This window comes from Streptantibioticus parmotrematis, from assembly GCF_019890615.1.
GTDB classification, from domain to species: Bacteria; Actinomycetota; Actinomycetes; order Streptomycetales; family Streptomycetaceae; genus Streptantibioticus_D; species Streptantibioticus_D parmotrematis.
The window spans coordinates 30,525-54,963 of record NZ_JAINVZ010000034.1; the positions used below are offsets into that span (position 1 = coordinate 30,525).

The 24,439-nt window shown below is 72.5% G+C and carries 22 protein-coding genes; 16 read left to right on the plus strand and 6 right to left on the minus strand.

The features are described from left to right. Positions 1 to 130: 130 nt before the first annotated feature. The 8 genes from K7472_RS30060 (at position 131) to K7472_RS30095 (ending at position 9,190) form a co-directional block, all read left to right on the plus strand. Positions 131 to 1,321, plus strand: a complete 1,191-nt coding sequence (locus K7472_RS30060) for a glycoside hydrolase family 183 protein (protein WP_308014151.1) — start codon at positions 131 to 133, stop codon at positions 1,319 to 1,321. Between the two features lie 343 nt (positions 1,322 to 1,664). Further along, complete coding sequence (locus K7472_RS33560; protein WP_222982058.1) at positions 1,665 to 2,306, plus strand: response regulator transcription factor; 642 nt, start codon at positions 1,665 to 1,667, stop codon at positions 2,304 to 2,306. A 226-nt stretch (positions 2,307 to 2,532) separates the two neighbouring features. Beyond that, positions 2,533 to 3,615 (plus strand): 4-hydroxyphenylpyruvate dioxygenase, encoded by a 1,083-nt coding sequence (gene hppD / locus K7472_RS30070; RefSeq protein WP_222982060.1) that lies wholly within the window; start codon positions 2,533 to 2,535, stop codon positions 3,613 to 3,615. Next, complete coding sequence (locus tag K7472_RS30075) at positions 3,612 to 4,763, plus strand: alpha-hydroxy acid oxidase (RefSeq protein WP_222982062.1); 1,152 nt, start codon at positions 3,612 to 3,614, stop codon at positions 4,761 to 4,763. The genes hppD and K7472_RS30075 overlap by 4 nt, the downstream gene beginning before the upstream one ends. After that, positions 4,760 to 5,671 carry a phytanoyl-CoA dioxygenase family protein gene (locus K7472_RS30080; protein WP_222982064.1) on the plus strand — a complete coding sequence of 304 codons (912 nt, stop codon included), beginning with the start codon at positions 4,760 to 4,762 and terminating at the stop codon, positions 5,669 to 5,671. Before K7472_RS30075 ends, K7472_RS30080 begins: the two co-directional genes overlap by 4 nt. Then, positions 5,671 to 6,990, plus strand: coding sequence for an aminotransferase-like domain-containing protein (locus K7472_RS30085; RefSeq protein WP_222982065.1), 1,320 nt, complete (start codon positions 5,671 to 5,673; stop codon positions 6,988 to 6,990). Before K7472_RS30080 ends, K7472_RS30085 begins: the two co-directional genes overlap by 1 nt. Next, positions 6,987 to 8,093: a prephenate dehydrogenase gene (locus K7472_RS30090; RefSeq protein ID WP_252396476.1), complete on the plus strand. Its 1,107-nt coding sequence runs from the start codon at positions 6,987 to 6,989 to the stop codon at positions 8,091 to 8,093. Before K7472_RS30085 ends, K7472_RS30090 begins: the two co-directional genes overlap by 4 nt. 65 nt (positions 8,094 to 8,158) lie before the next feature. Continuing rightward, positions 8,159 to 9,190 carry a zinc-binding dehydrogenase gene (locus K7472_RS30095; protein WP_372458129.1) on the plus strand — a complete coding sequence of 344 codons (1,032 nt, stop codon included), beginning with the start codon at positions 8,159 to 8,161 and terminating at the stop codon, positions 9,188 to 9,190. A 64-nt stretch (positions 9,191 to 9,254) separates the two neighbouring features. Here the strand turns inward: K7472_RS30095 and K7472_RS30100 are convergent, their stop codons facing one another. Further along, positions 9,255 to 10,049 (minus strand): PhzF family phenazine biosynthesis protein, encoded by a 795-nt coding sequence (locus K7472_RS30100; RefSeq protein ID WP_222982066.1) that lies wholly within the window; start codon positions 10,047 to 10,049, stop codon positions 9,255 to 9,257. Positions 10,050 to 10,286: 237 nt separating this feature from the next. Here K7472_RS30100 and K7472_RS30105 point away from each other — a divergent pair, with 237 nt between their 5' ends. Together K7472_RS30105 and K7472_RS30110 are read left to right on the plus strand one after the other, a co-directional pair. Next, the gene (locus K7472_RS30105) at positions 10,287 to 11,561 is read left to right on the plus strand and encodes a multidrug effflux MFS transporter (protein WP_222982067.1); all 1,275 of its coding nucleotides are present in this window, start codon (positions 10,287 to 10,289) and stop codon (positions 11,559 to 11,561) included. A 12-nt stretch (positions 11,562 to 11,573) separates the two neighbouring features. Beyond that, complete coding sequence (locus tag K7472_RS30110) at positions 11,574 to 12,044, plus strand: RidA family protein (protein WP_222982068.1); 471 nt, start codon at positions 11,574 to 11,576, stop codon at positions 12,042 to 12,044. Between the two features lie 52 nt (positions 12,045 to 12,096). Here the strand turns inward: K7472_RS30110 and K7472_RS30115 are convergent, their stop codons facing one another. Then, entirely contained in the window at positions 12,097 to 12,477 is a 381-nt protein-coding gene (locus K7472_RS30115) for a nuclear transport factor 2 family protein (protein ID WP_222982069.1), read from the minus strand. On the opposite strand from K7472_RS30115, the gene K7472_RS30120 reads away from it, so the two are divergent. Then, the gene (locus K7472_RS30120) at positions 12,478 to 12,786 is read left to right on the plus strand and encodes a TetR-like C-terminal domain-containing protein (RefSeq protein WP_308014152.1); all 309 of its coding nucleotides are present in this window, start codon (positions 12,478 to 12,480) and stop codon (positions 12,784 to 12,786) included. Between the two features lie 93 nt (positions 12,787 to 12,879). Here K7472_RS30120 and K7472_RS30125 read toward each other — a convergent pair whose 3' ends face one another. After that, on the minus strand, positions 12,880 to 13,812 hold the full coding sequence (locus tag K7472_RS30125; protein ID WP_222982071.1) for a CbtA family protein: 933 nt from the start codon (positions 13,810 to 13,812) through the stop codon (positions 12,880 to 12,882). A 15-nt stretch (positions 13,813 to 13,827) separates the two neighbouring features. Continuing rightward, entirely contained in the window at positions 13,828 to 14,058 is a 231-nt protein-coding gene (locus K7472_RS30130) for a CbtB domain-containing protein (RefSeq protein ID WP_222982073.1), read from the minus strand. A gap of 310 nt (positions 14,059 to 14,368) precedes the next feature. On the opposite strand from K7472_RS30130, the gene K7472_RS33565 reads away from it, so the two are divergent. Next, entirely contained in the window at positions 14,369 to 15,115 is a 747-nt protein-coding gene (locus tag K7472_RS33565) for a (2Fe-2S)-binding protein (protein WP_308014153.1), read from the plus strand. Positions 15,116 to 15,160: 45 nt separating this feature from the next. Here K7472_RS33565 and K7472_RS30140 read toward each other — a convergent pair whose 3' ends face one another. Continuing rightward, the gene (locus tag K7472_RS30140) at positions 15,161 to 16,138 is read right to left on the minus strand and encodes a helix-turn-helix transcriptional regulator (protein ID WP_222982075.1); all 978 of its coding nucleotides are present in this window, start codon (positions 16,136 to 16,138) and stop codon (positions 15,161 to 15,163) included. 240 nt (positions 16,139 to 16,378) lie between these two features. Then, positions 16,379 to 18,154, minus strand: coding sequence for a putative Ig domain-containing protein (locus K7472_RS30145; protein ID WP_222982077.1), 1,776 nt, complete (start codon positions 18,152 to 18,154; stop codon positions 16,379 to 16,381). Positions 18,155 to 18,364: 210 nt separating this feature from the next. Here K7472_RS30145 and K7472_RS30150 point away from each other — a divergent pair, with 210 nt between their 5' ends. The 4 genes from K7472_RS30150 to K7472_RS30165 all read left to right on the plus strand — a co-directional run bounded on the left by K7472_RS30150 (position 18,365) and on the right by K7472_RS30165 (position 24,364). Beyond that, positions 18,365 to 19,087, plus strand: coding sequence for a ribonuclease H family protein (locus K7472_RS30150; protein ID WP_222982079.1), 723 nt, complete (start codon positions 18,365 to 18,367; stop codon positions 19,085 to 19,087). 157 nt (positions 19,088 to 19,244) lie between these two features. Beyond that, the gene (locus K7472_RS30155) at positions 19,245 to 19,691 is read left to right on the plus strand and encodes a universal stress protein (RefSeq protein ID WP_222982081.1); all 447 of its coding nucleotides are present in this window, start codon (positions 19,245 to 19,247) and stop codon (positions 19,689 to 19,691) included. Positions 19,692 to 19,957: 266 nt separating this feature from the next. Beyond that, the gene (locus K7472_RS30160; protein WP_222982089.1) at positions 19,958 to 21,235 is read left to right on the plus strand and encodes a PP2C family protein-serine/threonine phosphatase; all 1,278 of its coding nucleotides are present in this window, start codon (positions 19,958 to 19,960) and stop codon (positions 21,233 to 21,235) included. A gap of 639 nt (positions 21,236 to 21,874) precedes the next feature. Continuing rightward, positions 21,875 to 24,364, plus strand: a complete 2,490-nt coding sequence (locus K7472_RS30165) for a HAMP domain-containing protein (RefSeq protein WP_222982096.1) — start codon at positions 21,875 to 21,877, stop codon at positions 24,362 to 24,364. Positions 24,365 to 24,439 lie beyond the last annotated feature (75 nt).

Below are 24,439 nucleotides of genomic sequence, written 5' to 3' on the forward strand. Positions count from 1 at the left end.
CCTCAGTCTGGCCGATCAGCGCCGCGGCCCGCCTCGGTTCACGCCGAACCGACTGTGCGATTCGTGTGCTCCGATTGTGAAGTGCCGCCGCCACACTGGTCGTTCAGCACCAGAACTGGAGGAACAGACAGTGGCGACAACACCGCAGCCGGGCCGCAGGGAAGCCGGACGCCGGTCCGTGCTCAAGGCCGCCATGGGCCTGACCGCCGGAGCCGTCGGCGTGGGATCCGGCGCGCTCGGAGCCGTACCGGCCGCCGCGGCCTCCGCCGCCGGCGTGAAGCCCAGGCTCCAGCAGGGGACTGCGCTGGTCCAGGGGGCCGGCGACTCCGCGAGCGCCCAGGGCCTGGGCTGCGGCGACCTGGGCATCCCGTACTTCCGGGAGCACGACGGTTCCTGGGGCTACGTCTTCGGCGACTCCTGGAACACCCAGCAGCAGGTCGACAGCGGCTACCTCGGGTCGCCGGTGATGCTGAACCAGGCGTCCTTCGACTCCTCCGGCGCGACCCCGATCTCCTTCACCTGGGCCATGCCCACCTCGGGCCGCGCCGCCCAGTTGTTCGACTACCGGCACCGCACGAACAACGGCTACGGCTACGAGGTCAGCCGGATCCCCAACGACTGCATCGAGTTCGGCGGCCGCACCTACATCCAGTACACCTCGGTGGCCGTCTGGGGCACGGACCAGGACCCGCTGCCCGCCGGGTACGACGGCTCGCTCATGTCCGGCGTCGCCTACTCCGACGACTACGGCGTCACCTGGAACGACTACGCCTACCACTGGCCGGGCGACACCCAGGGGACCGACGAGTCGCTGTACGGCATGTGGTCCTTCGCGGGCATCGACCCCGACGGATGGCTGTACATCTTCTCCAAGCGGTGGAACGGCAGCCACAAGAACACCGCCGACGGCGGGGCGATCCAGCTGTTCCGCATCCAGCCCGGCGACTTCCGCGCCGGGAACTTCGGGGCCCAGCAGAACTGGGCGTACGTCAACGGCGCCTGGACGTGGACCACTTCGGCGCCGCCGTCGGTCATCCTGTCCGGCAACAACACCGGCGAGTTCTCCGTCAAGCGCATCGGCGACACGTACTGCATGAGCTACTTCGACGTGGTCCTCGGCGCGATCTGCACGCGCACCGCACCCCGGCCCGACGCCGTGTGGAGCGTCCCCGTACCGCGGATCACCGCGCTGACCGTGCCGAACCTGTACGGCGGCTACATCCACCCCGGCAGCGCGAGCGCCACGTCCCTGACGCTGATCGTGTCGCAGTGGACCGCGTCGAACTACCGGGTGCTGCAGTTCGACGGAATCAACCCGTAACGCGAGGGGGCGAACCCGGCCGCCCGCCCGTGCGAGGACCCCGGAGCCGACCGGCTCCGGGGTCCTCGACGTCCGCGCACGGTGCCCGCGAGGACGCCCTCGGGCGACGGACGTGGGCCGAACGATCAGACGTCGCTGGTCCGTTGGGGCCGTAACGCTCTGCGGGGGAACCGATGACCATCCGTGGACATCGTTATCACGAAGAGGGGTCTTCAGGAGGATGGGGGGAGTCGGCATGCCGGGACACGATGCGTTAGAGCAGGTGGGGGACGGCGGGGGCGGACGCGCTCAGGCCGTGCGGGCGACGGGCGCGCGGGCGGCGGGGGACGGGACCGGGCGGGGCGTGGTGCGTGTCGTGCTGGTCGCCGAGCAGTCGGTGACCCGGGCCGGGCTGCGTTCGATCCTGACGTCGGCGCCGGGACTGTGCGTCGTGAGCGGCCACGGAGATCCGGCGCAGGCCCTCGAAGCGGTGCGCCGGGAACAGCCGCAGGTGATCCTCGTCGGCACGCGGGAAGGCCTGGCGGTGGACGCGGTCGCCGCCCGGCAGCTGCTGGCCGCGACCGTCGCGCCACGGGCGAAGGCCATCCTCCTGCACCCCGCCGAGACCACCACGGACGTCTTCCAGGTCCTCACCGGAGGCGTGCACGGCTGCCTCGATCCCGCGGCGGACGAGGAGCAGATCGTCCGGGCGGTGGAGACGGTCGCCATGGGCGGGTCGGTGTTCCTGCCCGCCCCCAGCGTCGAGCAGGCCGAGGAGCCGCTGGCGATCAGCGGGCCGACTCCGGACGAGGCCCGCCTGACCGACCGGGAGCGCGCGGTCCTGGGCCGGCTCGCCCGCGGGCTGAGCAACTCCGCCATCGCCAGGGAGCTGTTCCTCGCCGAGGCCACCGTGAAGAAGCACCTGACCCAGGCCATGCGCAAGATCGGCCAGCCCGACCGGCTGCGGGCCGGGCTGTACGCCTATCAGCACGGCATCTTCCGTTAGCCGACGTCAGCTGCCGTCGGCTGAAGCTGTCGTTAGCTGAAAGGCACATGCGGAGGGCGACGTTCGGAGTATTCCTCAGGCGCCGTCGAGACCGTACCGGTCGCCGAAGGTGTGTTCTTCGCCGTACCGGCCGCCGGATAATTTGGTGTCGCTCTTTCGGGCCGCCCAGCCCTGCCCCACGGAAATAGGGCGGGCGGCCACTCGCCCATACCACTGCGGGGGTTTCGTGAGCGACTTCACCATCAGCCATGTCGAATTCCACGTGGGCGACGCCCGGCAGGCCGCCTACTACTACCGCACCGCGTTCGGATTCCGCACGATCGCCGAAGGCGGCCCGGAAACCGGTCTCGAGGGCCGCAGGTCGGTCCTCCTGGCCCAGGGCGACATCCGCCTCCTCCTGACGTCCGATCTGACGACGGACGGCCCGGTCGCCCGCTACGTGGCACGCCACGGCGACGGAGTGGCGAACGTCGCGCTGCGCACCCGGGACGCCGGGCGGGCGCTGCGCACGGCGCTCGACCACGGCGCCGAGCAGGTCACGGGCCTGCACACGGTCGAGCAGCCCGACGGCACCGTCTCGACCGCCGCCGTGCGCGCGTTCGGCGACACGGTCCACTCCTTCGTGCAATACGAGAACGACGACCAATTACCGGGCCCGTACCTGCGCTGGGTCGACACCGCGGACGACCGGCCGGAAGAAGGCGAACTCCTCGCCACTCTCGACCATTTCGCGGTCTGCCTTCCCGCCGGTGAACTGAAGAAGACCGTGGACTTCTACCAGAACGCGCTGGGATTCAGCGAGGCGTTCGAGGAGTTCATCGAGGTCGGCGACCAGGCCATGGAATCCAAGGTGGTGCGCAGCCCTTCCGGCGCCGTCACCTTCACGTTCCTGGAACCCGACGTGCGGCGCAAGCCGGGCCAGATCGACGCCTTCCTCGACGCGCACGGCGGAGCCGGTGTCCAGCACCTCGCGTTCGGCACCTCGGCCATCGCCGGAGCCGTGCGCCGACTGTCCACGCAGGGCGTCGACTTCCTGCACACCCCGGCCACGTACTACGACGCGGTCGAGGGCCGGGTGGGCCCGCTCGGCGGCGACCTGGACGTGCTGCGCGAGCTGTGCGTGCTCGCCGACCGCGACCAGTGGGGCCTGCTGTACCAGATCTTCACCCGCTCCCCGCACGCCCGGGGGACGTTCTTCCTCGAACTCATCGAGCGGCGCGGCGCGCAGACCTTCGGCAGCGGCAACATCAAGGGCCTGTACGAGGCGGTCGAGCGGGCCCAGGTGGCCGCCGGCGCGGGCGCCCGGTGACGGCGACCACTGTCGGCCGCCCCCTGACGATCGAGGAGTACGCCCCCCTCGCCCGGGCCCGGCTGCCCGAGGCGACCTGGCACTACTTCGAGGGCGGGGCCGGTACGGAGAGCACCGTCGAGGCCAACCGTGCCGCGTTCCGCCGGGTCCGGATCCGGCCGCGCGTGCTGAGCGACGTCTCCCACTGCGACACCTCGACCACGATCCTGGGCGAACCGGCCTCCGCCCCGCTCGGCGTCGCGCCCATGGCGTACCACGAACTCGCCTGCGAGGAGGGCGAGGTGGCCACCGTCCGGGCCGCCGGTGAGCTGCGGGTGCCCACCGTGGTCGGCATCTTCGCCAGCAGATCCTTCGAGCGGATCGCCGAACACGCCACCGGCCCGGTGTGGTTGCAGCTGTACTGGCTGCACCGGCGGGGCGTGCTGGAGCGCGTGGTGCGCCGCGCCGAGGACGCCGGGTTCCGCGCCCTGGTGCTGACCGTGGACACGCCGCGGCTGGGCCGGCGGCTGCGGGAGGCCCGCCACGGCTTCCACCTGCCGCCGCACATCACCGCGCCCAACCTGGACGGCGAGGTCACCGGGTTCCTGCACGAACACGAGGACGGCAGTTCGGCCCTCTCCCGGCACGCCGACGCGTTCATCGACCCCTCGCTGAACTGGTCGGACCTGGACTGGCTGCGCTCCCGCACCCGGCTGCCGATCGTGCTCAAGGGCGTGCTCTCGGCGGCGGACGCGGCCCGCGCGGCCGACCTCGGCGTCGACGCGCTGATCGTGTCCAACCACGGCGGCCGCCAACTCGACGGTGCGAGCGCCACGTTGGACGCGCTGCCGGACGTGGTGCGGGCGGTCGCGGGCCGCTGCCCGGTCTTCCTCGACGGCGGAGTGCGCGGCGGGACCGACGTGCTCAAGGCGCTCGCCGCCGGGGCCCGCGCCGTGTTCGTCGGCCGCCCCGTGCTGTGGGGACTGGCCGCCGCGGGCGAGGCCGGAGCGCGCGACGTGCTCACGCTGCTGCGCGACGAGCTGGAGGACGCCATGGCCCTGGCCGGCTGCCCGTCGCTCGACTCCCTCACCCCGGACCTACTGGACCGAGGGGCCGCCGCGGTCGCCCCCGCCGCCTCGTACGACGAATCCCCGGAAGGACGACGATGACCGAATCAGCGTTCCGCCTCAGTGACGAAGACCGCGCGCTGCTGCCCTCCGAGGAGGAAGTGGCGTTCTACCAGGAACACGGCTGGTACCTGTCGAAGAAGCTGCTGACCGACGGGGAGGTCGACGCGCTCGACGCCGCGGCCGACCGCTTCTACGCCGGACACCGCGACCGCACCCTGCCCGTGCGGCCGCCGCGCCTGGCCTACTGGGAGCCCTCCCGAGGCGACGTGCACCGGCACAACGACTACATCTTCTACGAGGACGACACCGTCCGCCGCATCCTGTCCAAGCCGCTCATCGGCGCGGTCGCCGCGCGGATCGCGGAGACCGGTCAGATACGGCTGTGGAACAGCACGCTGATCCACAAGCCGCCGCGCCCGGAGGACGAGGGCAACATCGTGCCCTGGCACTTCGACCGGCACTACTGGCAGACCTGCACCTCCGACGAGATGCTGACCGCCTTCGTCCCCTTCCACCACTGCGACGAGGAGCTGGGGACCATCACCATGGTCGACGGCAGCCACCGCTGGAAGGAGATCGGCGGCAACGACGCGACCACCCGGCACTTCGCCGAACGCGACCGCTCCGAGCTGGACGAGATGCTGGAGGAGAACGCCGCGTTCAACAACGAGACCGTCCGCAAGGTGCCCGTCGTCATCCCCAAGGGGCACATCAGCTTCCACCACTGCCGCACCTACCACGGCAGCGGGCTGAACCGCGGCACCCGCCCGCGCCGCGCGATCTCCTTCCACCTCCAGGACCAGGCCAACCAGTGGCGGCCGTTCCGGATCTCCACCGGCGAGCAGGTCGTCTACAACAACGACGTCCTGGTACGGAAGACCGCCGACGGCCACCCCGACTACGCGGACCCGGACTTCTGCCCGGTGCTGTGGCAGGAGCAGCCGTAATGGCGCGGCCCGGACCGGACGCCGAACTCACGTCGGCGCAACTGCACTCCTCGCTGTCGGACCCGTTGCTCGACGTGATGAACTTCCTCAACGAGGTGACCTCGCGTCACCCCGAGGCGATCTCGTTCGGCCCGGGCCGCCCCTACGACGGGTTCTTCGAGGTGGACCGGATCGGCGACTACCTCACCGCCTACACCCGCTACCTGGAGACCGACCTCGGACGCACGCCCGAGGAGGTGCGCACCGCGCTGTTCCAGTACGGGCGCACCAACGGCCAGATCAACGACCTGGTCGCCCGGACGCTCGCCAACGACGAGGACATCCACGTCGATCCGGCGCACGTCGTCGTCACCGTCGGCTGCCAGGAGGCGATGCTGCTGGTGCTGCGGGCGCTCGTCACGGGTCCCGACGACGTGGTGCTGGTGACCGATCCGGGGTACGTGGGCATCACCGGCGCGGCGCGGCTGCTGGACGCCGAGACGGTGCCGGTGCCCGAGGACGAGGCGGGGCTCGACCCCGACGCGCTGCTCGCGGCCGTCCGGGAGGTACGCGCCCGGGGCAAGCAGCCGCGCGCCGTCTACGTCATCCCCGACTTCGCCAACCCCTCCGGCACGTCGATGCCGGTCGACCGGCGCCGCCGCCTGCTCGAACTCGCGGCGGAAGAGGACCTGTTGCTGCTGGAGGACAACCCGTACGGGTTCTTCAGCCGCACCGGGGAGCACCGGCCCACGCTGAAGTCGCTCGACACCCGCCACCGGGTCGTCCACTTCGGGTCGTTCGCCAAGACTTGCTTCCCCGGCGCCCGCGTCGGCTACGTCATCGCGGACCAGCCGGTCGTGACCGCGAGCGGCGCGCGCACGGTCCTGGCGGACGAACTGTCGAAGATCAAGAGCATGGTGACGGTCAACACGCCCGCCCTCGCCCAGGCCGTGATCGGCGGGATGCTCGTTTCCTACGACTGCCGGCTGCGCGAGGCCGACAAGGACCTCGTCGACTTCTACCGCGGCAACATGGAAGCCCTGCTGGCCGCGCTGGACCGGCACCTGCCGCAGGACCGGTGGCCGGTGCGGTGGAACGTGCCGGACGGCGGCTTCTTCCTCTCGCTGACCGTGCCGTTCGACGCCGACGACGCGTTCCTGCGGGAGTCGGCCGGCGACCACGGGGTGATCTGGACCCCGATGCGCTACTTCCACCTGGGCAGCGGCGGCGAACGGCAGATCAGGCTCTCCGCCAGCTACCTCACGCCGCACGAGATCGACGAGGGGGTGCGGCGTCTCGCCGGGCACGTCATCGAGCGCCTCACCCAGGGCGACCGATGAGCGAGACCCCCCTGCGCACGGCCGCCGTCGTCGGCACCGGCATGATCGGCACCTCCGTGGCCCTCGCCCTGACGGAACGCGGCGTCACCACGCACCTGATCGACCGGGACCACGCGGCGGCCCGTACCGCCGCGGAACTCGGCGCCGGTACCGCCGAGTTACCGGGCTCCCCGGTGGACCTCGCGGTGCTGGCGGTGCCGCCCGCGAGCGTGGCGGCCGTACTGGAACAGCACCAAAGGAGCGGACTGGCCCGCACCTACACCGACGTGGCCAGCGTCAAACGACCGCCGCAGGCCGACGTGGAGGCCCGCGGCTGCGACCTGGCCTCCTTCGTCGGCGGTCACCCCCTGGCCGGACGGGAACGCTCGGGGCCGCTGGCCGGACGGGCCGACCTGTTCGGCGGCAAACCCTGGGTGCTGACGCCCGGCCGGGCGACGCGCCGGGCGGCGATGGCCCGGGTGCTGGAACTGGTCAGGCTGTGCGGCGGCGTGCCCGTCGTGCTGAGCCCCGACGACCACGACGAGGCCGTGGCGCTCGTCAGCCACGCACCGCACCTGCTGTCCAGCCTGATGGCGGCCCGGCTGCGCGGCGGCCCGCACTCCTCGGTCCGGCTCGCCGGTCAGGGACTGCGGGACGTCACCCGCATCGCGGCGGGCGACGCCGCTCTGTGGACGGACATCCTGGCGTCCAACGCCCCGGCTGTGGCACGGGTGCTGGGCGACGTGGCCGACGACCTCGCGGAGGTGCTGACCGCCCTGCGCGGCCTGGCGTCGGTCGACGCCGTCACCGCGCGGACCCATCCGGCCGCCGCGCACCTCACGGCGCTGCTCGCCCGCGGCAACGAGGGACACGCGCGAATCCCCGGCAAACACGGGGGAGAGTCCGTAACGTACTCATCGGTTCGGGTCGTTCTGCGGGACCGGGCGGGCGAGTTGGCCCGGGTGCTCACCGACGCGTCGGGCACGGGGGCCAACATCGAGGACATCCGTCTCGACCACGCGACGGACGGCGACACCGGGCTCGTGGAACTGCTGGTGGCGGGCGAGTCCGCCGACGCGCTCGCCGCCGGACTGCGGCGCCGGGGCTGGCCCGTCCACGAGTGACGGCGCGGGACGCGACAGAGACGACACCGGCCGGACGTGACGAGCGATTGCGGAGGAGTACGACCGTGCGGGCAGCAGTGATGTTCGGAGCAGGCGACGTCCAGGTGAGGGAGGTGCCCGATGCCCGGCTGACCCGGCCGACCGACGCGGTGGTGCGGGTGACCCACGCCGCCGTCTGCGGCAGCGACCTGTGGCGCTACCAGAAACTCGCGCCGACGCCCGACGGCGTGCGGGTCGGGCACGAGTTCATCGGCGTGGTCGAGGAGACCGGCGCGGACGTCACCTCCGTGCGACGCGGCGACCTGGTGCTGGCGCCGTTCAAGTGGTCCGACGGAACGTGCGAGTTCTGCCGCGCGGGACTGCACTCGTCGTGTCTGAACGGCGGGTTCTGGGGCGGGGAACTGGACGGCGGGCAGGGCGAGGCCGTGCGGGTGCCGCAGGCGGACGGCACGCTGGTCAAGCTCGATCCGGAGCCGGACGACCCGCGGCTGCCCGCGGTGCTGGCGCTGTCCGACGTGCTGTGCACCGGCCACCACGCCGCCAAGGCCGCGCGGGTCGGACCCGGCACCACCGTCGCCGTGGTCGGTGACGGCGCCGTCGGCCTGTGCGCGGTCCTGGCCTGCGTCCGCCTGGGCGCGGACCGGGTGATCATGCTGGGACGGCATGCCCGGCGCACCGACCTGGCCCGCCGCTACGGCGCCCACGAGGTGGTCGCCGAGCGCGGCGAGGCCGCCGTCGAGCGTGTCCGGGAGCTGACCGGCGGGCACGGCGCGCACGCCGTGCTGGAGTGCGTGGGGACGGGAGCGGCGCTGCGCGACGCCCTGGACATGGCCCGCCCCGGTGGCGCGGTCGGCTACGTGGGAGTGCCGCAGGACGGCGAGGGCGTCGACGTGCGGCGCTTCTACCGGCGCAACGTCACCCTCGCGGGCGGCGTGACCCCGGCGCGGGCCTACGTGCCGGAGCTGCTGCCCGACGTGCTGTCCGGACGGCTCGACGCCTCCGCGGTCTTCGACCGCACCGTGGCGCTGGACGGTGTCCCGGACGGCTACAAGGCGATGGCGGAGCGCGAGGCCCTCAAGGTCCTCATCCGCCCCTGAACCCACACCGCGCGGGCGCCTCGGGAACGGCGAAAACCAGCCGTTCCCGAGGCGCCCGCGCGCGTCACGCCCTCAGTTCGCCCTCGAACACCGTCACCGCACGGCCCACCAGCGCGACCCGCTCACCACGCAACGCGACCCCCAGCTGCCCGCCGCGCGGCGAGAGTTGACGTGCCGTCAATTCCGTACGGCCCAACCGCCCTGCCCAGTAAGGGGCGAGAACGCAGTGGGCGGCGCCGGTGACCGGGTCCTCCGGGATCCCCGCGGCGGGGGCGAAGACCCGGGAGACGAAGTCGTGGTCCGCGCCCTCGCGGGCCCGTGCGGTGACGATGACCGCCCGGCCGCTGAACTCCGCCAGCGCGGCGATGTCCGGGGCCAGTCCGCCGACCGTAGCCGCGTCCCGCACCTCGACGACCAGGTCGTGGCTCGCCCGGCCGGTCCACACCGGTTCGGTGCCCAGCGCCTCGGCCAGCCGCTCCGGCACGGCATCCTCGGCCGGCGGATCCACGGGGAAGTCCAAGGTGACGCGACCGTCACCCGCTGGGCGCGCCGTGAGCACACCGCTGAGGGTGTCGAACGACACGGCGGCGTCGGGGGAGACGCCGCACGCCGTGTACAGCACGTGCGCGGTGGCCAGGGTGGCGTGACCGCACAGACTCACCTCCACCGTTGGAGTGAACCACCGCAAGCCGTAAGTGCGTTGATCCACCGGGTGCACGAACGCCGTTTCCGAGAGGTTGAGTTCGGCGGCGACCCGCTGCATCCAGGACGGATCGGCCGGGGCGTCCAGCATGCACACTCCGGCGGGATTCCCGGCGAAGGGCCGGTCGGTGAACGCATCGACGATGAAGGCGCGCATGCTCGCGACGTTACGGAACGGCCGGGCGCCCGAGGGCGGAACAGGCCCGAGCGGCGCTCTTCGGAGCAGGGCCGATCGCCCATTGGAGAGGGACGAACGGTCCGAGAGGGGACTGTCTGCGTGCCCCGCGGATCGTTAGCATCACTGATCGACCGCTCGCCACACCGATGGCGTTCGCCACCACACCGTCGCCGTGACGGCGGGCGCAGGCCGCACCCGCCCGGCGGAAGGGCAGGTATGCAGACCACGCAAGCCAAGGTCCCGCCGTTATTGCTCGCGGTGCTCATCTCCCTGAGCGTCGGCGGACTGATGTCCTCGGACATCAACCTCCCCGGGCTGACCCGGACCGCCCACGCGCTGGCCACCTCCACCTCCGCGGTCCAGGCGACGTTCAGTCCCTACCTCGTGGGGCTGCTGGTGGCCCAACTGCTGTACGGGCCCTGGTCCGACGCGGTCGGGCGGCGCCGACTCGTCATCGGCGGGTTCTCGCTCTACGCGGTCGCCTCGCTGGCCTGCGCGCTGTCGCCGGACATCGCGGTCTTCGCCGTCGCCCGGCTGCTCCAGGCGCTCGGCGCGGGCGCGGGCCTCGTCCTGGCCCGGGCCATCGTGGGCGACCTGTACGGACAGCAGACCGCGGCGCGGGTGTTCACCACGATCATGCCGGTGGTGGGCGCGTCACCGGCGATCTCCCCGCTCATCGGCGGCTACCTCACCACGTACCTGTCCTGGCGCTCGCCCTTCGTGCTGACGGCCGTGATCGCGGCGGTCACCGTCATCGTCGTGGTCCTCAAGGTGCCGGAGTCCCTGCCGGACGAACGACGCGCGCCCAGGCTGCGCGCGACCGCGGGCAACTACCGCAGGCTGGCGCTGAGCGCGAAGTTCTGGGGCTACGGGCTCAACCTCGGCGTCGGCTACGCCGTCTACACCGGCTATCTGGTCGCCTCCCCGGTGATCTTCCAGCGTCTGGGCATGAGCACCGAGGTCAACGGCTACTGCTACATCAGCATCGCCGCCGCGTACATCTCGGGAAACCTCGTCTCCCGCCGCCTGCTCGCCCGGTACTCGGTCGACCGGTTGCTGGCCCGGGGCCATCTGATCTTCTCCGGCGGCGCGTTGCTCCTGCTCGCCGTCGGACTGACCGATCCGCACACCCCGTGGCCGCTGCTGGTCCTGATGACCGTCGTCACCATCGGCAACGGCTTCCTCTTCCCGATGTCCGTGACCGGCGGGGTGACGTCGTTCCCCACCATGGCGGGGGCGGCCTCGGGGCTGCTGGGGGCGGTGCAGATGGCCGGGGGCAGCCTGTCGTCGCTCCTGGTGAGCAAGATCCCGCCGGACACCCGGTCCTTCGCGATCCTGGTCGCCGCCTTCGCGTTCGTCGGCCTGGCCGCGTTCCACGGCCTGCGGGCCCTGTCGGCCCACGCGGCCGCCGCGTCCCCGACCGCCCCCGCCACCACTGGCGCGTCCGCGCCCGCCTCCACCACCGCAACCGCATCAGCGAACGAAGACTGAGGAGAAACACCGATGGGCCAGGTCTCCCGCCGCCTCACCGACATGGGACTGACGCTTCCGCCCCTGCTGCCGAAGCTCGCGAACTACGTGCCGACGAAGACGGTCGGCGAACTCGTCTTCGTCTCCGGGCACGGCCCCCTCAACCCGGACGGGTCGGTCAAGTACCGGGGCCGCCTCGGGGACGACTTCACCGTGGAGGACGGCAAGGAGGCCGCCCGCCTGGTCACGCTGAACATGCTGACGGCCCTCCAGGCCGAACTCGGTGACCTGGACCGTGTACGGGAGTTCGTCAAGCTCCTGGTCATGGTGCGGTGCACGCCCGAGTTCGAGGAACAGCACGTGGTCGCGGAGGGCGCCTCCGACCTCCTCACCGAGGTCTTCGGCACGCAGGTCGGCTCGCACGCCCGCTCCGCCGTGGGCATGATGAGCCTGCCGTTCGGCATCGCGGTGGAGATCGAGGCGGTCGTCCGCATCACCGCCTGAACTCCCTGACCCACCCCGCCCGCAGGGCGCGCCGCTTCCCTCCTCGGACGCATCAGACGAAGAACGCGTTCATGCCCTGGACGTCCGACAGGTAGGTCTCGATGTTCGCGATCCTGCCGTCGCGCAGTCGGCAGACCGTGGACAGGTACTCGTCGAGGCGGACGTCGCCCCTGCGGGCGGTGTTGTGCAGGGACAGGGCCATGTTCTCGCGGCTGACCAGGATGTGCAGCAGCTCGAAGTCGAGGCCGTAGGACGCGATCTTCCGCGCGCGCTCCACGACCGCGTCGGCGCCGTCCGCCGTGCCGGAGATCGCGTTGTCGCCGGGGAGCGTCCACACGCAGTCGTCGGTGAGCAGGCTCCTGATGCCGTCCCAGTCACCGGTGGTGAGGAAGGCGTGGAACCCGGCGGCGACCTGCGCGCGGACCTGGAGCACGTGGCGGTGTGGACCCTCGCCGACCTGTCCCGGCCGGGAGGCGTGGCGTTCTTCCGCGCCGAAGTGGCGCCGGACGTGGACGAGCGGCGGGCCGGGCTGCGCGAGTGCCTGGAACGGGTCAGCTCCCGGTTCCAGGCCGCCCTGGACGCCGCCGCCCAACGGGGCGAGGAGACACCCGCGTTGGGGCGGGTGCTGGACCGCGTCGTCGCGCCGCTCTACTTCCGCGTGGTCTTCTCCGTCCCGGAGACGGACGAGGACTACGCGCGCGGTCTCGTCGCCGACCTGTGCGATCCGCCCGCGAACGACTGACTCCCGGCCGACGATCACGAACGAGCGTGAACGCCGGCCGGGAGGCCAGGGGACGTACGAGGACCGTCGGACGGCCCGGAAGGGATCGGTGGATCAGCTCGCGGGGACCGGCTCGTCCACCGTCGGCCGCTCGGCCCGGTCGCGCTTCGTGCGGCCGGAGCCGCCGTTCAGGAAGCGCTCCAGCAGGGCGCCGAAGGCCAGGGCGATCGTCGTCCAGATGAGCAGCTGGTTGAGCAGCGAGTACCAGCGGAACTTCCACAGCACGTCCGCGTCGAACCCGGGATAGACGATCTGGCCCGGCGCGATGGACTTGCCGTCGATGACCAGGGACCTGGACAGGATGTTGACGATCGGCTGCGGTGTCTCGGTCGCGGCGCGGGCATAGCCGAACTGGTGGGCGGCGTCCACGTTCGCCGACAGGTCGCCGAGCGAGGGCAGCAGCCCGATCAGCACGCCGTACACCACCAGGAACGCGATGCCGGACAGCACGACGGAGGTCGTCATCGTGTAGCGGCGCGAGAGCCGCCGGGCGAGGTGGACCGCCAGGCCGAGCAGGACGAGCGAGCAGCCGACCATCGCCAGGTACAGGTGCCCGCGGGTCGTGATCGTGAACGTGTGCCCGATGGCCGGGGGGTTGGCCGGGTACTTCACGTACGGCAGCACGAAGACGCCGAGGAAGCCGAAGCCCGCGATCATCCACACCAGGTTGCGCGGACGCACCTGGAAGCGGCCGTGCAGGACGACGTACGCGACGGCGACCAGGGCGCCCATCGCGGCGGAGAAGAGGATCAGGCCGGTGGCGATGCCGACGGTGGACTGGATGGAGCGGGAGAAGATCTCCGGCCCGTCCGGGGCGACGGCACGGCCGGCCGCCTTGTTCAGCTCGGCCAGGATCGCGTCACGGCCCGACTCGTAGTCGATGGCCTTGTTGATCACCGGCTCGGCGAAGATGCGGGAGAAGGCGAAGGCGAGCACGCCGGCGAGCGCACCCGCCAGCGCACCGCGCAGGATGGCGCGTATTTCCACGGTGGTGACCCCTGTTCAGTGGCAGGGGAAACCGAGGAAGTGCCGCGAGTCGTGCACCCACTCGTGGATCACCATGGTCTTGCCGAACACCGAGGTCATGCCCTCGTCGACGCCGACGAAGTAGTACGCCGCCAGCGCCAGGAAGACGGTGAGGCTGAGGACGGCGATGACACGGCCGCGCGAGATCGCCTCGGGTGAGACGTTCACCTCGGGGATCGGGTTGGCGCCGTACACACTGGACGTCATGGTGAGCTCCTCCGGGGATGGTGCGTCCCGCGTTGCAGGGGTCGAAGCGTCATGACGGGAACGTGTCTGACTGACCTCCCCGGAAGGAGGATCACAGTGGCGCCACCGTGCCGGACTCACACCGGCTTCCGTGCCCTGTCATGCACTCGGAGTGTAGGGGCGCTGCGGTAGGCTGCACAATCCCGTGGCTGGCGTGCGAGACCAGCGCACGGGAGCGGAGGACGAAGTGCGCGGGGAGCGTGGGGAGTTGGACCCGAGTGGACATCGGTCACAGGGTCGGACGGACGAAGGCCCGCAGCGTCACGACCATGTGAGCCAGGACACGATCCGGGGTGCGGTGACGCCCGAGGAGGCCGCCCGGGTCGCCGCTCTCGGACCGTTCTTCGCCTTCGAGGTCCATCCGAAGGGTTCCGTCGCGCCGGAGCCGTGGCGCGTCCTGTCCGACCTCTTCGAACCCGGTTCCGGTGCCTTCGCGGAACGGGTCGCCGCCGTGCGCGCGTTCCTCGCCGCGGGCGGCGGACGGGCTCCGGAGGAGATCGAGGAGCGGGTCGCCGCGTCGGTGACGCACCTCGGGCTGGTCTCCCGGCTGCTGTCACCCGTGCTCGGGTGCGCCGCGGCGCTCGGGCGGATCCCCTCGCTCGACCCGGAACGGGTGCGCTGGCAGGCCGAGCTGGGCGGCACCTTCCCGCTGTCGCTCCCCGAGGACGCGTTCGGCTCCGGCGAGGACGTGCCGCTGTCCGCCGTCGTCGACGGGGCGCTGCGGCCCCTGGAGGCGGTGGCGCTGCCGATGTCCGTCTCCCCGCACATCCTGCGCGGCAACGCCGCCTCCGCCCTGAACGGCGCCGCCCGCGCCGCCGCGCACTCCTCCTCGCCGCATGCGGACCGGGTGCGGGCGGTCGCGTCCGAGCTGCTGGACGACCCGTACCTGGCGGACGCCTTCAGCGACGAGGACGGGACGTTCCGCCGCCGCAGCTGCTGCCTGATCTACCGGGCCGCCCCGGATGGCGCGGGCGGCCTGTGCGGCGACTGCGTCCTGGCCGGGGGCGGCGGGGCCTGACGCACGGGCGCCTTCGGCGCGCAACCCGCGTCAGCGAGCGAGTGGTCACGCACGCCCTCCCAGCCAGCCCCGGGTCGCGGCCTGGACTCCTGCCTGGAAGCGGGTGGTCGCGTTCAGCAGGGTCATCAGGGTGTGGATGCGGCGTACCACCGTGCGTTCCGTGATGCCCAGCGTGCGGGCGATCGTGCGGTCCTTGGCTCCGGTGGCCAGCAGGCGCAGGATGTCCCGGTCGCGTGGGGAGACGGTGTCGCCGAGGGGGGTTCGCCCGGTCGAGCCCGCGCCGAGCGGTGTGGCGCGCTGCCAGAGCGTGTCGAAACTCAGCACGAGGGCGTCCAGCAGCGGCGAGGACCGCACCAGCAGACGGGTCGCGGCGTCGCTTCCGGTGAAACTGATGGGGACCAGCGCCTGTTCGCGGTCCACGATCAGCATCTTCATGCGTGCGTCGGGCAGGCTGCGGGCCTGTTCGCCCGCCTCCAAGTACCGTTCCAGCAGGGCCAGCCGCCCGCTGTCGGCCAGCGCCTGGGCGTGGTAGATCGCCCGGTAGGTCACCCCCCGTTCCAGCGCCTGGATCTCGTTGGTGTTGAGCCCGCTCGCCAGGTACGGCGGGCTGTCGATGATCAACACCTCCTGCCGCGCCCCGAGTTCGAGCCGGGCGAGGGTGTGCCACACGGCCTCCGCCCCCTCGACCAGTTCGATCAACGGGCTCTGGGCGCCGGTCGTCTGCGCGCGCACCGACAACGCGCGTGCCTGCACCCGGAGTTGGTCCAGCTCGCGGTGGTGCTGGATGACCAGGGAATCGAGCGCCACTTCCGGCGGCGCGGCGACGTAACGGATGGGACGGCCGACGAGCTGGTTGCACAGACCCGCGGAGGTCAGCCGTCGTAAGGACTGCCGGACGGTCGACGCGGACAGTTCCAGCGCCTGCGCGAGGTCGGCGGGGGTGACGTGGGCGTGGGAGAGCAGCCGCAGATAGACGTCGCTGTCGGTCTGGCCGAGACCGACCGGTTGGAGCAAGTGGGCCATGCGCGGACCTTAGGCGGCGAGGGGTGGGGGGAAGAAGGGTTGCGGACGGGGGATTCTCGGGAGCGCTGCTCCCCGGTTGCGATGGCCGGACGGACATGACCCGGTTCCGGGGCGGCGAGGCCACCGCCGTCCCGGAACCGGGCGTGTGGGGGAGGGAAGGCGCCCGTCAGGGCGTCAGGGCGCTATGGCGTCACGACTTCATGGCGTTCACCACGTCACGGCGTTCACCACGTCACGACGTCAGGCGAGGATGGTCCACGTGAAGGTCGTCGACCCGTTCGCCCCGCCCGAGTCGGTGGCCGTGACCTTGACGGTGTAGTCGCCGGACGCGGTCGGGGTGCCGCTGATGACGCCGCTCGTGCTGATCCGCAGTCCGGACGGCAGCCCGGTCGCGCTGTAGGTCAGCGGGAGGTTCTTGCTGTCGGTGGCGCTGATCCGCAGGGAGTTGATGGCATAGCCGGTGATCCACACCTGGTCGCCGGGGTTGCCGACGGTCACCGTGCCGCTGCCGCCGCCGGAGGTGACGGTCCAGGTGAAGGGCGCCGAACCGGTCGCGCCGGTGCTGTCCTTGGCGGTCACCGTCACCTGGGAGGTGCCGGCCGCGGTCGGGGTTCCGCTGATCGTGCCGCTGGAGGAGTCGATGGACAGCCCGGCGGGCAGTCCGCTCGCCGACCAGGTGTACGGCGCCGTGCCGCCGCTGGCGCTGTCGCGTACCGGTGTGATCGCCGTGCCGACGGTGCCGTTCTGGTTACCGGGGTTGGCCACGGTGACACCGGTCGTGCCGCCGCCCGGGGTGAAGGCGCTGACGCCCTCCGGCGTGCCCAGGCCGGTCGGCCCGTCCCAGCCGGTGCCCGCGTCGCACAGTGCCGTGCCGCAGTCGCCGTTGCTCCCCGACGTCACGTCGTTGAGCGCGCCGCGGTGCGCGTACGGGTAGGAGGCCGGGTCGTCATTGGCGCCCGGGGTGCCGGCCAGCGCGTACATCGCCGTGATCAGCGGGGTGGCGAGGCTCGTGCCGCCGTACTGCTGCCAGCCGGGAGCGCTGTAGGTGTCGTAGATGGCGATGCCCGTGTTGGGGTCGGCGTCCGCGGAGATGTCCGCGGTGCCCTTCTCGGAACCGCAGGCGCTCACCACGCCGCTCTGCCAGCTCGGTTGCTTCTCGTACGCCGAGCAGCCCGACCCGGCGCCGCTCCACGCCGACTCCGTCCAGCCCCGGCTGCCGCCGCCCCTGCTGAGGGAGGTGCCGCCCACCGCGAGGGTGTAGCGCGAGGAGGCGGGGTACTGGGTTCCCATGCTGTAGCCGTTGTCGCCGGTGGCGAACGCGAACAGCACACCGGGCACGTCGAAGTGCGAGTCGCTCGACGTCTCGCCCGAACTCTCGCTGTCGCTCCAGGAGTTGGAGACGAACTTCGCGCCCAGCTTCACCGCCTCGTCGTCCGCCGCGTAGAGGTTGTCGTCGTTGTTGTCGTTCGCCTCGACGAGCAGGATGTGGCAGGACGGGCACGCGGCCGAGACCGCGTCGAGGTCGAGGGTGATCTCCTCGCTCCAGCCGGAGTCGCCCTGCGGCGGGGTGGTGCCGCCGGTCTGGTCGACCTTGGTGAAGCAGCCGCTCGCGGTGGTGCAGGCGGGCAGCCCGTACTGGCTGCGGTACGTGGCCAGGTCGCTCGCGGCGTTCGGGTCGTCGTAGGCGTCCACGATCGCGACGGTGGCACCGGAGCCGCCGCTCGGCAGGTCGTACGCGGACTGGATGTCGGAAGGACCGAAGCCGGAGGGCGCCGCGGGGCGGGCCCCCGTACCGCCGCGCGCACCGGGCACGCCCTCGGCCCAGCACCGGGCGTGCCCCGCCCCGGCGTCGGCGCAGGCGTGGGTGTACGAGGCGGAACCGGACGCGGGGGAGGAGGCGGCGGGCGAGGCGGCGGCGGCCGGCATGCTTCCTGCTGCCGCGAGGGCGAACACCGTAGCGATGGCTGCCAGCAGTGCGGGACCGGAGCGGCCCGGCATTCTGGGTATCGACGTCATGATGCCCCTTCGAAACCGTGGGGGAGCCCGTGATCGGGTGGCGATACGCTAGGGCCGGGGCGGCGCCACGACAGCGTGTGAACATGACAATGTCGGAAACAGGACACGAGCCCGTCGGTTCGGCCGCCTTCCGCTGGGCCTTTCGTCCGGCAACGTCCCCGCCGATCCCGGCGCACCCGGTGGCGGCGGTCGCCCTGTCCCGCTGCTGGCATGATCGAGGGCATGAGCGAGCGAACGATTGCGGCCTGCGACGGGGCCGCGAAGGGCAACCCGGGGCCTGCGGCCTGGGCCTACGTGGTCGCGGACGCCGCCGGTGTCCCGCAGCGGTGGCGGGCCGGTGCCCTCGGGCACAGCACCAACAACGTCGGCGAACTGACCGCCCTGCGCGAGGTGTTGGCCGCCACCGATCCGGCCGTATCCCTGGAGGTCCGGCTCGACAGCACGTACACCCGGGACTGCGCGACGAAGTGGCTCGCCGGATGGAAGCGCAACGGCTGGAAGACCGCCGCGGGCAAGCCGGTGGCGAACCGCGAGCTGATCCAGGCCATCGACGAACTCCTCCAGGGCCGCGACGTCGTCTTCACGTACGTCCGCGCCCACCAGGCCGACGGCGACCGTCTGAACGCGATCGCGGACAAGGCCGCCAGCGACGCCGCCCGCACGCAGGAGTCCGCCGAGGGGACCGCGTCCGACCTGCCCGTCCCCGACCCGGTCCGCGTCGCCCCGCCCCGTGCGCGCGCGTCGCAGGAGGGCGGCCCGGGAAAGAAGGCCGCCTCCGCCCGGAAGGGCTCCGCCCCGGGAGGCACTCGTACGCTCGCGGCGCGCTTCCCCGGCACCTGCCCCTGCTCCCGCCCGTACGGCAAGGGCGACACGATCACCCGGGTCGGCGCGTCCTGGGGCCACCCGGAGTGCGCCGGCGCGTTCGCCTCGTGATGCGGGTCGCGGCCGCCGTGACGTGGGCCGCGAGCGCGGTCACCGTGACGTACGTCGCGATCGAAGAGGCGGTGCGTGGGCAGGTATGCCAGTGACGTGAGTTGGCGTACGCGACGAGTCGGCCCCGCGCCGGGGCCGGACGGAGACGGAGACAGCGATGAGTGAGCGGACGGCCGGTGGGCGGATCGTGGTGGGGGCCGACGGTTCGGCCGCGTCCCGTGCGGCGCTGGCGTGGGCGGTCGGGCAGGCGCGGCTGACCGGGGCCTCGGTGGAGGCGGTCATCGCCTGGGAGTACCCGGCGGGCGTGTACGCGGGCTGGTCCGCGCCGCTGCCGGACGTCGACTTCGGCGAACTGGCCGCCAAGACGCTGTCCGAGCTGGTGGCCACCGTCGCCGCGGGCGAGCCGTCGGTGGAGGTCCGCCAGACGGTGGTCGCCGACAACGCGTCCCGGGCCCTGCTGGACACCGCGCGCGGCGCCGACCTGCTGGTCGTCGGCAACCGGGGACACGGCGGCTTCACCGAGGCGTTGCTCGGCTCGGTCAGCCAGCACTGCGTTCAGCACGCCGACTGTCCGGTGGTCGTGGTGCGCGGCGAGAAGGAGTGAGCGGGCGACGCGTCGGGGTGGGGCGTGCGATCGCGGCCCGGGCTGGGGCTCGGGCCGCGACGCGCACGGCGCGTTGTCCGGACACACGCCTGTGACCTGCGGTAAGTCTGGTTCATATGACCGTACTGCCGGTTCCGGGGCCTTCCAGTCGATATCCTCGGTCGGGAGCACCGGCTGAAACGGTCTCAGACATGGCAGGCGGGCCTGGGCTGGTGCGGCGTGCCCGGAGGACGAGCGCCCCGAGCGGCAGAGGTCAATAGCGGATCATGAATCAGGACGGGCACCCGGGCCGGTACGACGGCCCGGATGACACGACGGACGACCAGCCGGGCATGCGGGGCCTGCTCGACGCGGTCCTGTCGATCAGCCGCGAGCTGGACCTGCCGGTGGTGCTGCGCCGCATCGTCAGCACCGCGATGACGCTCGTCGGCGCGCACTACGGGGCGCTGGGCGTCCTGGACGACACCGGCGAGGAACTCGCCGAGTTCATCACCGCGGGCCTCGACGACGAGGAGATCGCCTGCCTCGACGGCGTGGAGCTGCCACGCGGCCGCGGTCTGCTGGGCCGCCTCATCAGCGACCCGCGGCCGCTGCGCGTCGAGTGCATCCCGGACCACCCCGGCGCGGTCGGCTTCCCGCCCGGCCACCCGCCGATGCGCACCCTGCTGGGGGTCGCCATCGCGGTGCGCGGCACCGTCTACGGCAACCTGTACCTGACCGACAAGGCGGGCGGCAAACCGTTCGACGCGGGTGACGAGGCGGTGGTGACCGCGCTCGCCGGCGCGGCGGGCATCGCCATCGAGAACGCCCGGCTGTACGGGCGGCTGCGCGCCGGGGCCGAGCGGTTCCAGCGGCTGCTGCTGCCCAGCCTGCCCGACCTGTCGCCGTTCCGTTGTGCCGCCGTCTACCGCCCCGCCGCCTCGCCGTCCCTGCTGGGCGGTGACTGGTACGACGCGATGACGCTTCCGGACGGCTCGCGCGTGCTGGTCGTCGGGGACGTCGTCGGCCACGACCTGGACGCCGCCGCCACCATGGCCCAGGTCCGCAACATGCTGCGCGCCCTGGTCCATGACGGTTCCGCCTCGCCCGCGACCGTCCTCGCCCGGCTCGACAGCACCCTGCACGCCGTCGAGCCCGCCGTCATGGCCACCGTGTGCCTGGTCCGCCTCGAACCGGCCCTGGACGGCGGCTGGCTGATGCGCTGGAGCAACGCGGGCCACCCGCCGCCGCTGGTGCTGTCGCCCGACGGTGCGGCCTCCTACCCGGACGCCCCGGCCGACCTGCCCATCGGCGTCGACACCGCCATCGCCCGCAGGGACCACGCCCTGCCGCTGGCCGCGGGATCGACGCTGGCGGTCTTCACCGACGGCCTGATCGAACACCCGGGGCAGTCCATCGAGGAGGGCCTGCGCCTGGTCGCCGACGCGGCGGCCGCTGCCGGGGCGCGGGATCTGGACGTCCTGTGCGAGGCGCTGGTCGCCGCGGGCCCCGGCGACGGCCACGACGACCTGGCGATCCTCGCCCTCGGCACCCCGCGCGCCTGATCCCACGCCACTGATTGCACGGCCCTGATCCCACGAACCGGATCCCACGACCCCTCGCGGGTCCCACGCGTCTTCGCACCGCTCACGCTTCCTTGTGTCGCCGCCCTCCGGACGGTGACGTGGCGACCGCGAGTGAAGTCCCTGCGAATGATTTCGTACAGAACGCGCCGGGACGTGGGCGGAATGTCGGGACATGCCGCGCGTGCGGTGTGCTGTGGTGGCTGATTCGCCAGTAGGGCCACGGAAGTTGTGTGTTTTCTGTGACGAGGCTCGGTATAGCGTTCCCGATCAGGTGCCCGTGTGACGCGGGCGGCCCCTGACCAGGGCCGTTGAGTGTCCCGGAGCGGAACCGCCAGGACTGTACCCGCCGAACGGAGGGTGAGAGCGTGCTGGTCGTCCAAGGTCTACGGGGCCCGGGGGCGATACACGAGCCGGCCGGTCGCACGGCCGGACCGGGAGCGTCGAGCCGACGATGTCCGGCGTGCCGCCGATGTACGCCGTGCCCCTGCCGACGCCGTCTCTTCACGTCCCGCACGCCCGTCTGCTCCCGGACCGATGTCGCCGGACGCACGCGAAGACGCTGACGTCCGCGCTCCGTTGGTCCCCCCGCCACGCCGACCTGAGCAGCACTCAGGAGTCATGAACCGTCGCGCAACGACACCGTCCCCTCGTCCGTCCCGCCGTCATCGCACCCGCCTGCGTGCCGACATGCCGCTGCTCGGGGGTGTGCGTCCCCCCGTCGCGGCCCTGCTGTGCCTGCTTCTGGCCGTCTCGGGAGCGACCGCGCTCGCCATCGGCACGGTGCGCCCACGGGCGGTACCGCAGGCGCTGCCGGACGCCGAACGCCAGATAGCCGCCGACGCCGCGGCCTCCACCCGTGCCGACATCGAGGCCAGGGCGGGCGAACTGCGCTACACCGCCTCGGCGTACACCCCTGCCACGGGCACGGCGCCCGCGGCATCGCTCACCGCCGTGCCCCCCAAGGACCCGTCCGTGCGCGGTGTCGCGCTCTTCGACCTGCGCACCGGCGGCAGGCTCGCCGCGCGGGGCGAGTCCTTACCCCTGGCGCCGTCCGACGTCCGCGGCGTCCCGGAGCGCGAAGGCCGTACGATCGCGCCCCGCGTCGTGCGCGCCGGAACCGGCCTGAGGCTGCTGCTGTTCGCCAGGGTCACGCTCACGCCCCCCGGCGACCAGGACGACCAGGGGCAGGTGCTGAACGGGCTGGCGCCCGCGCACCGCAAGTGGCTCCTGGCCGTCTCCGAGGCCCTCACCGCCCCGCCGGTGCACGGTCCGACGCGCGGCGTCCAACTCCTCACCCGTGACGGCACGGTGCTCGCCCGGACCGATGCCCCGCAGGAGACCCCGGCGTTCCCCACGCCCGCGCACCCGGCCGCGGTGGTGTCCGTCCGGTCGCCGCACCCGCCCACGGCGGTGTCCGCTCGGTCGCCGCACCCGACCCCGGTGGTATCCGTTCGATCGCCGCTCCCGGCCCGGGAGTCGTCGGCGCTGGCCACCCGGGCGGTCGCCGCCGCCTCGGCGTCCGCCGCGCCCGGCCCGGCGTCCGGCGCGCTCCTCGGCGACACGCACGGCGACCGGCGCACGATCGCCGGCTGGGCGTCGGTCGACGGCGTGGGCGGCGGGAAGGACGCCTCGGGCCCCGGTCTCGTCGTCCTCACCACCTCCTCGACGGCGACGGCCACCGAACACCACGTGCGGCACCTGCGGTGCGCCCTGGTGGCCGGCGTCCTGCTCGCGCTGGTGGCCCTGCTCGTCACGGCGCTTCTGGTGTTCGGGCTGCAACGTCCCCTCATCGGACTGCATGTGACGGCACGTCGGCTGGCACGGGGCGCTGCCGGAGGTCCGCAGGCGCGAGAGGGCGATCTGGCGGTCCCGGTGCCACTGCCACGGTTCGGTGAACCGCGGCGGATCGCCCGGGCGCTGGAGTCGCTGCGTCTCCAACTGCTCGGCGGGAGCGCGCCGTCCGAGCCCGCCCCGGCACGGATTCCGGTGGGCACCCGGTTGGTCGTCGTCGTGGCGGCTGTGCTCGTCGCGGCCTGGTCGGTGCCCATGCTGTGCGTCGTCAACCGGGCCGACCCCCGCACGGCCGTCCCCACGGCGGTCGTCGGCGACCAGCGGGACCGCACGATGGCGGCGGCTGACCGGGTACGCCGTTATCTCGACCGTTCCCAAACCGACCTGGCCGCCGCGGCCTCCGCCCTCGCCGGAGGGGACGTCACGCGACGCACGGCCGTCCTCAAGCGCGTGCTGGCCGAACACACCGAGTACCGCTCGGTGTACGTCCTCGACGGCACCGGCAGGATCCTCACCCGGCGCGGTGCCAAGCCGCTGCGCACCCTCGTCCACGCGCCCACCGGCAACGGCGTCACCCTCGTGAACGCCTCGGGCCGCATCCCCGCGATCGCCGCCTACGCGCGGACCGGGAACCCACCGCGACCGCACGGCCGCGCCGCCGTCGAGGCCGCCAGGGGCGCTCCCGCCGTGCTCTTCGCCGAGATCGACGTGTCCGTCCTCGATGCCATGCTGGAACGGCCCGGCCTCGGCCACGTCTGGCTCACCGACGAACACCACCGGGTGCTCGCCGCGAGCGTCGGCTTCCGCGCGTTCCAACGCCTGCCCGGCCACGACCTCGCTCGACTCGCCGCGCGTAAAGGCGACTTCGCGACGTTGCCCGGCGCGGCGCGGTCCGCGTTGATCGACACGCGTGGCGCCACCGCCGACGGCGCCTCGGTCGCCGCCGCCGTGCCGCTCGCACAGGCCGGGCCGACCACCGCACTCGGCTGGCAGGTGGTGTCGGCCGAGCAGGCGTCGGCCCTCAGGCTCGGCGCGTTCGCCGTCCAGTGGCACACCATGCTGACCGGCCTGCTCGCCATCGCCGTCGGCGCCGTCTGTCTGGGCTGGACCCACCTCGTGGTGGTCCGCCCGCTGCGGGCGCTCACCGCGACCGCGGAGCGGCTGGCCGCCGGTGACCGGCGCAGTGTGATCTATCCGGCCAACCACGACGAGATCGGCTCGGTCACCCGGGCCCTCGAACTCGTCCGCCAGGCCCTGGTGACCCGCGACAGAGCCACCGATCCGCAGTCCCGCACCGTTCCCGCTGAGACCCACTGACGCGACCCCCGCGTCCCGGCCGCAGAGAGACGAATCGTGTCCTTCCTCTATGTCGTGCTCCTGCTGAGTTGCGCT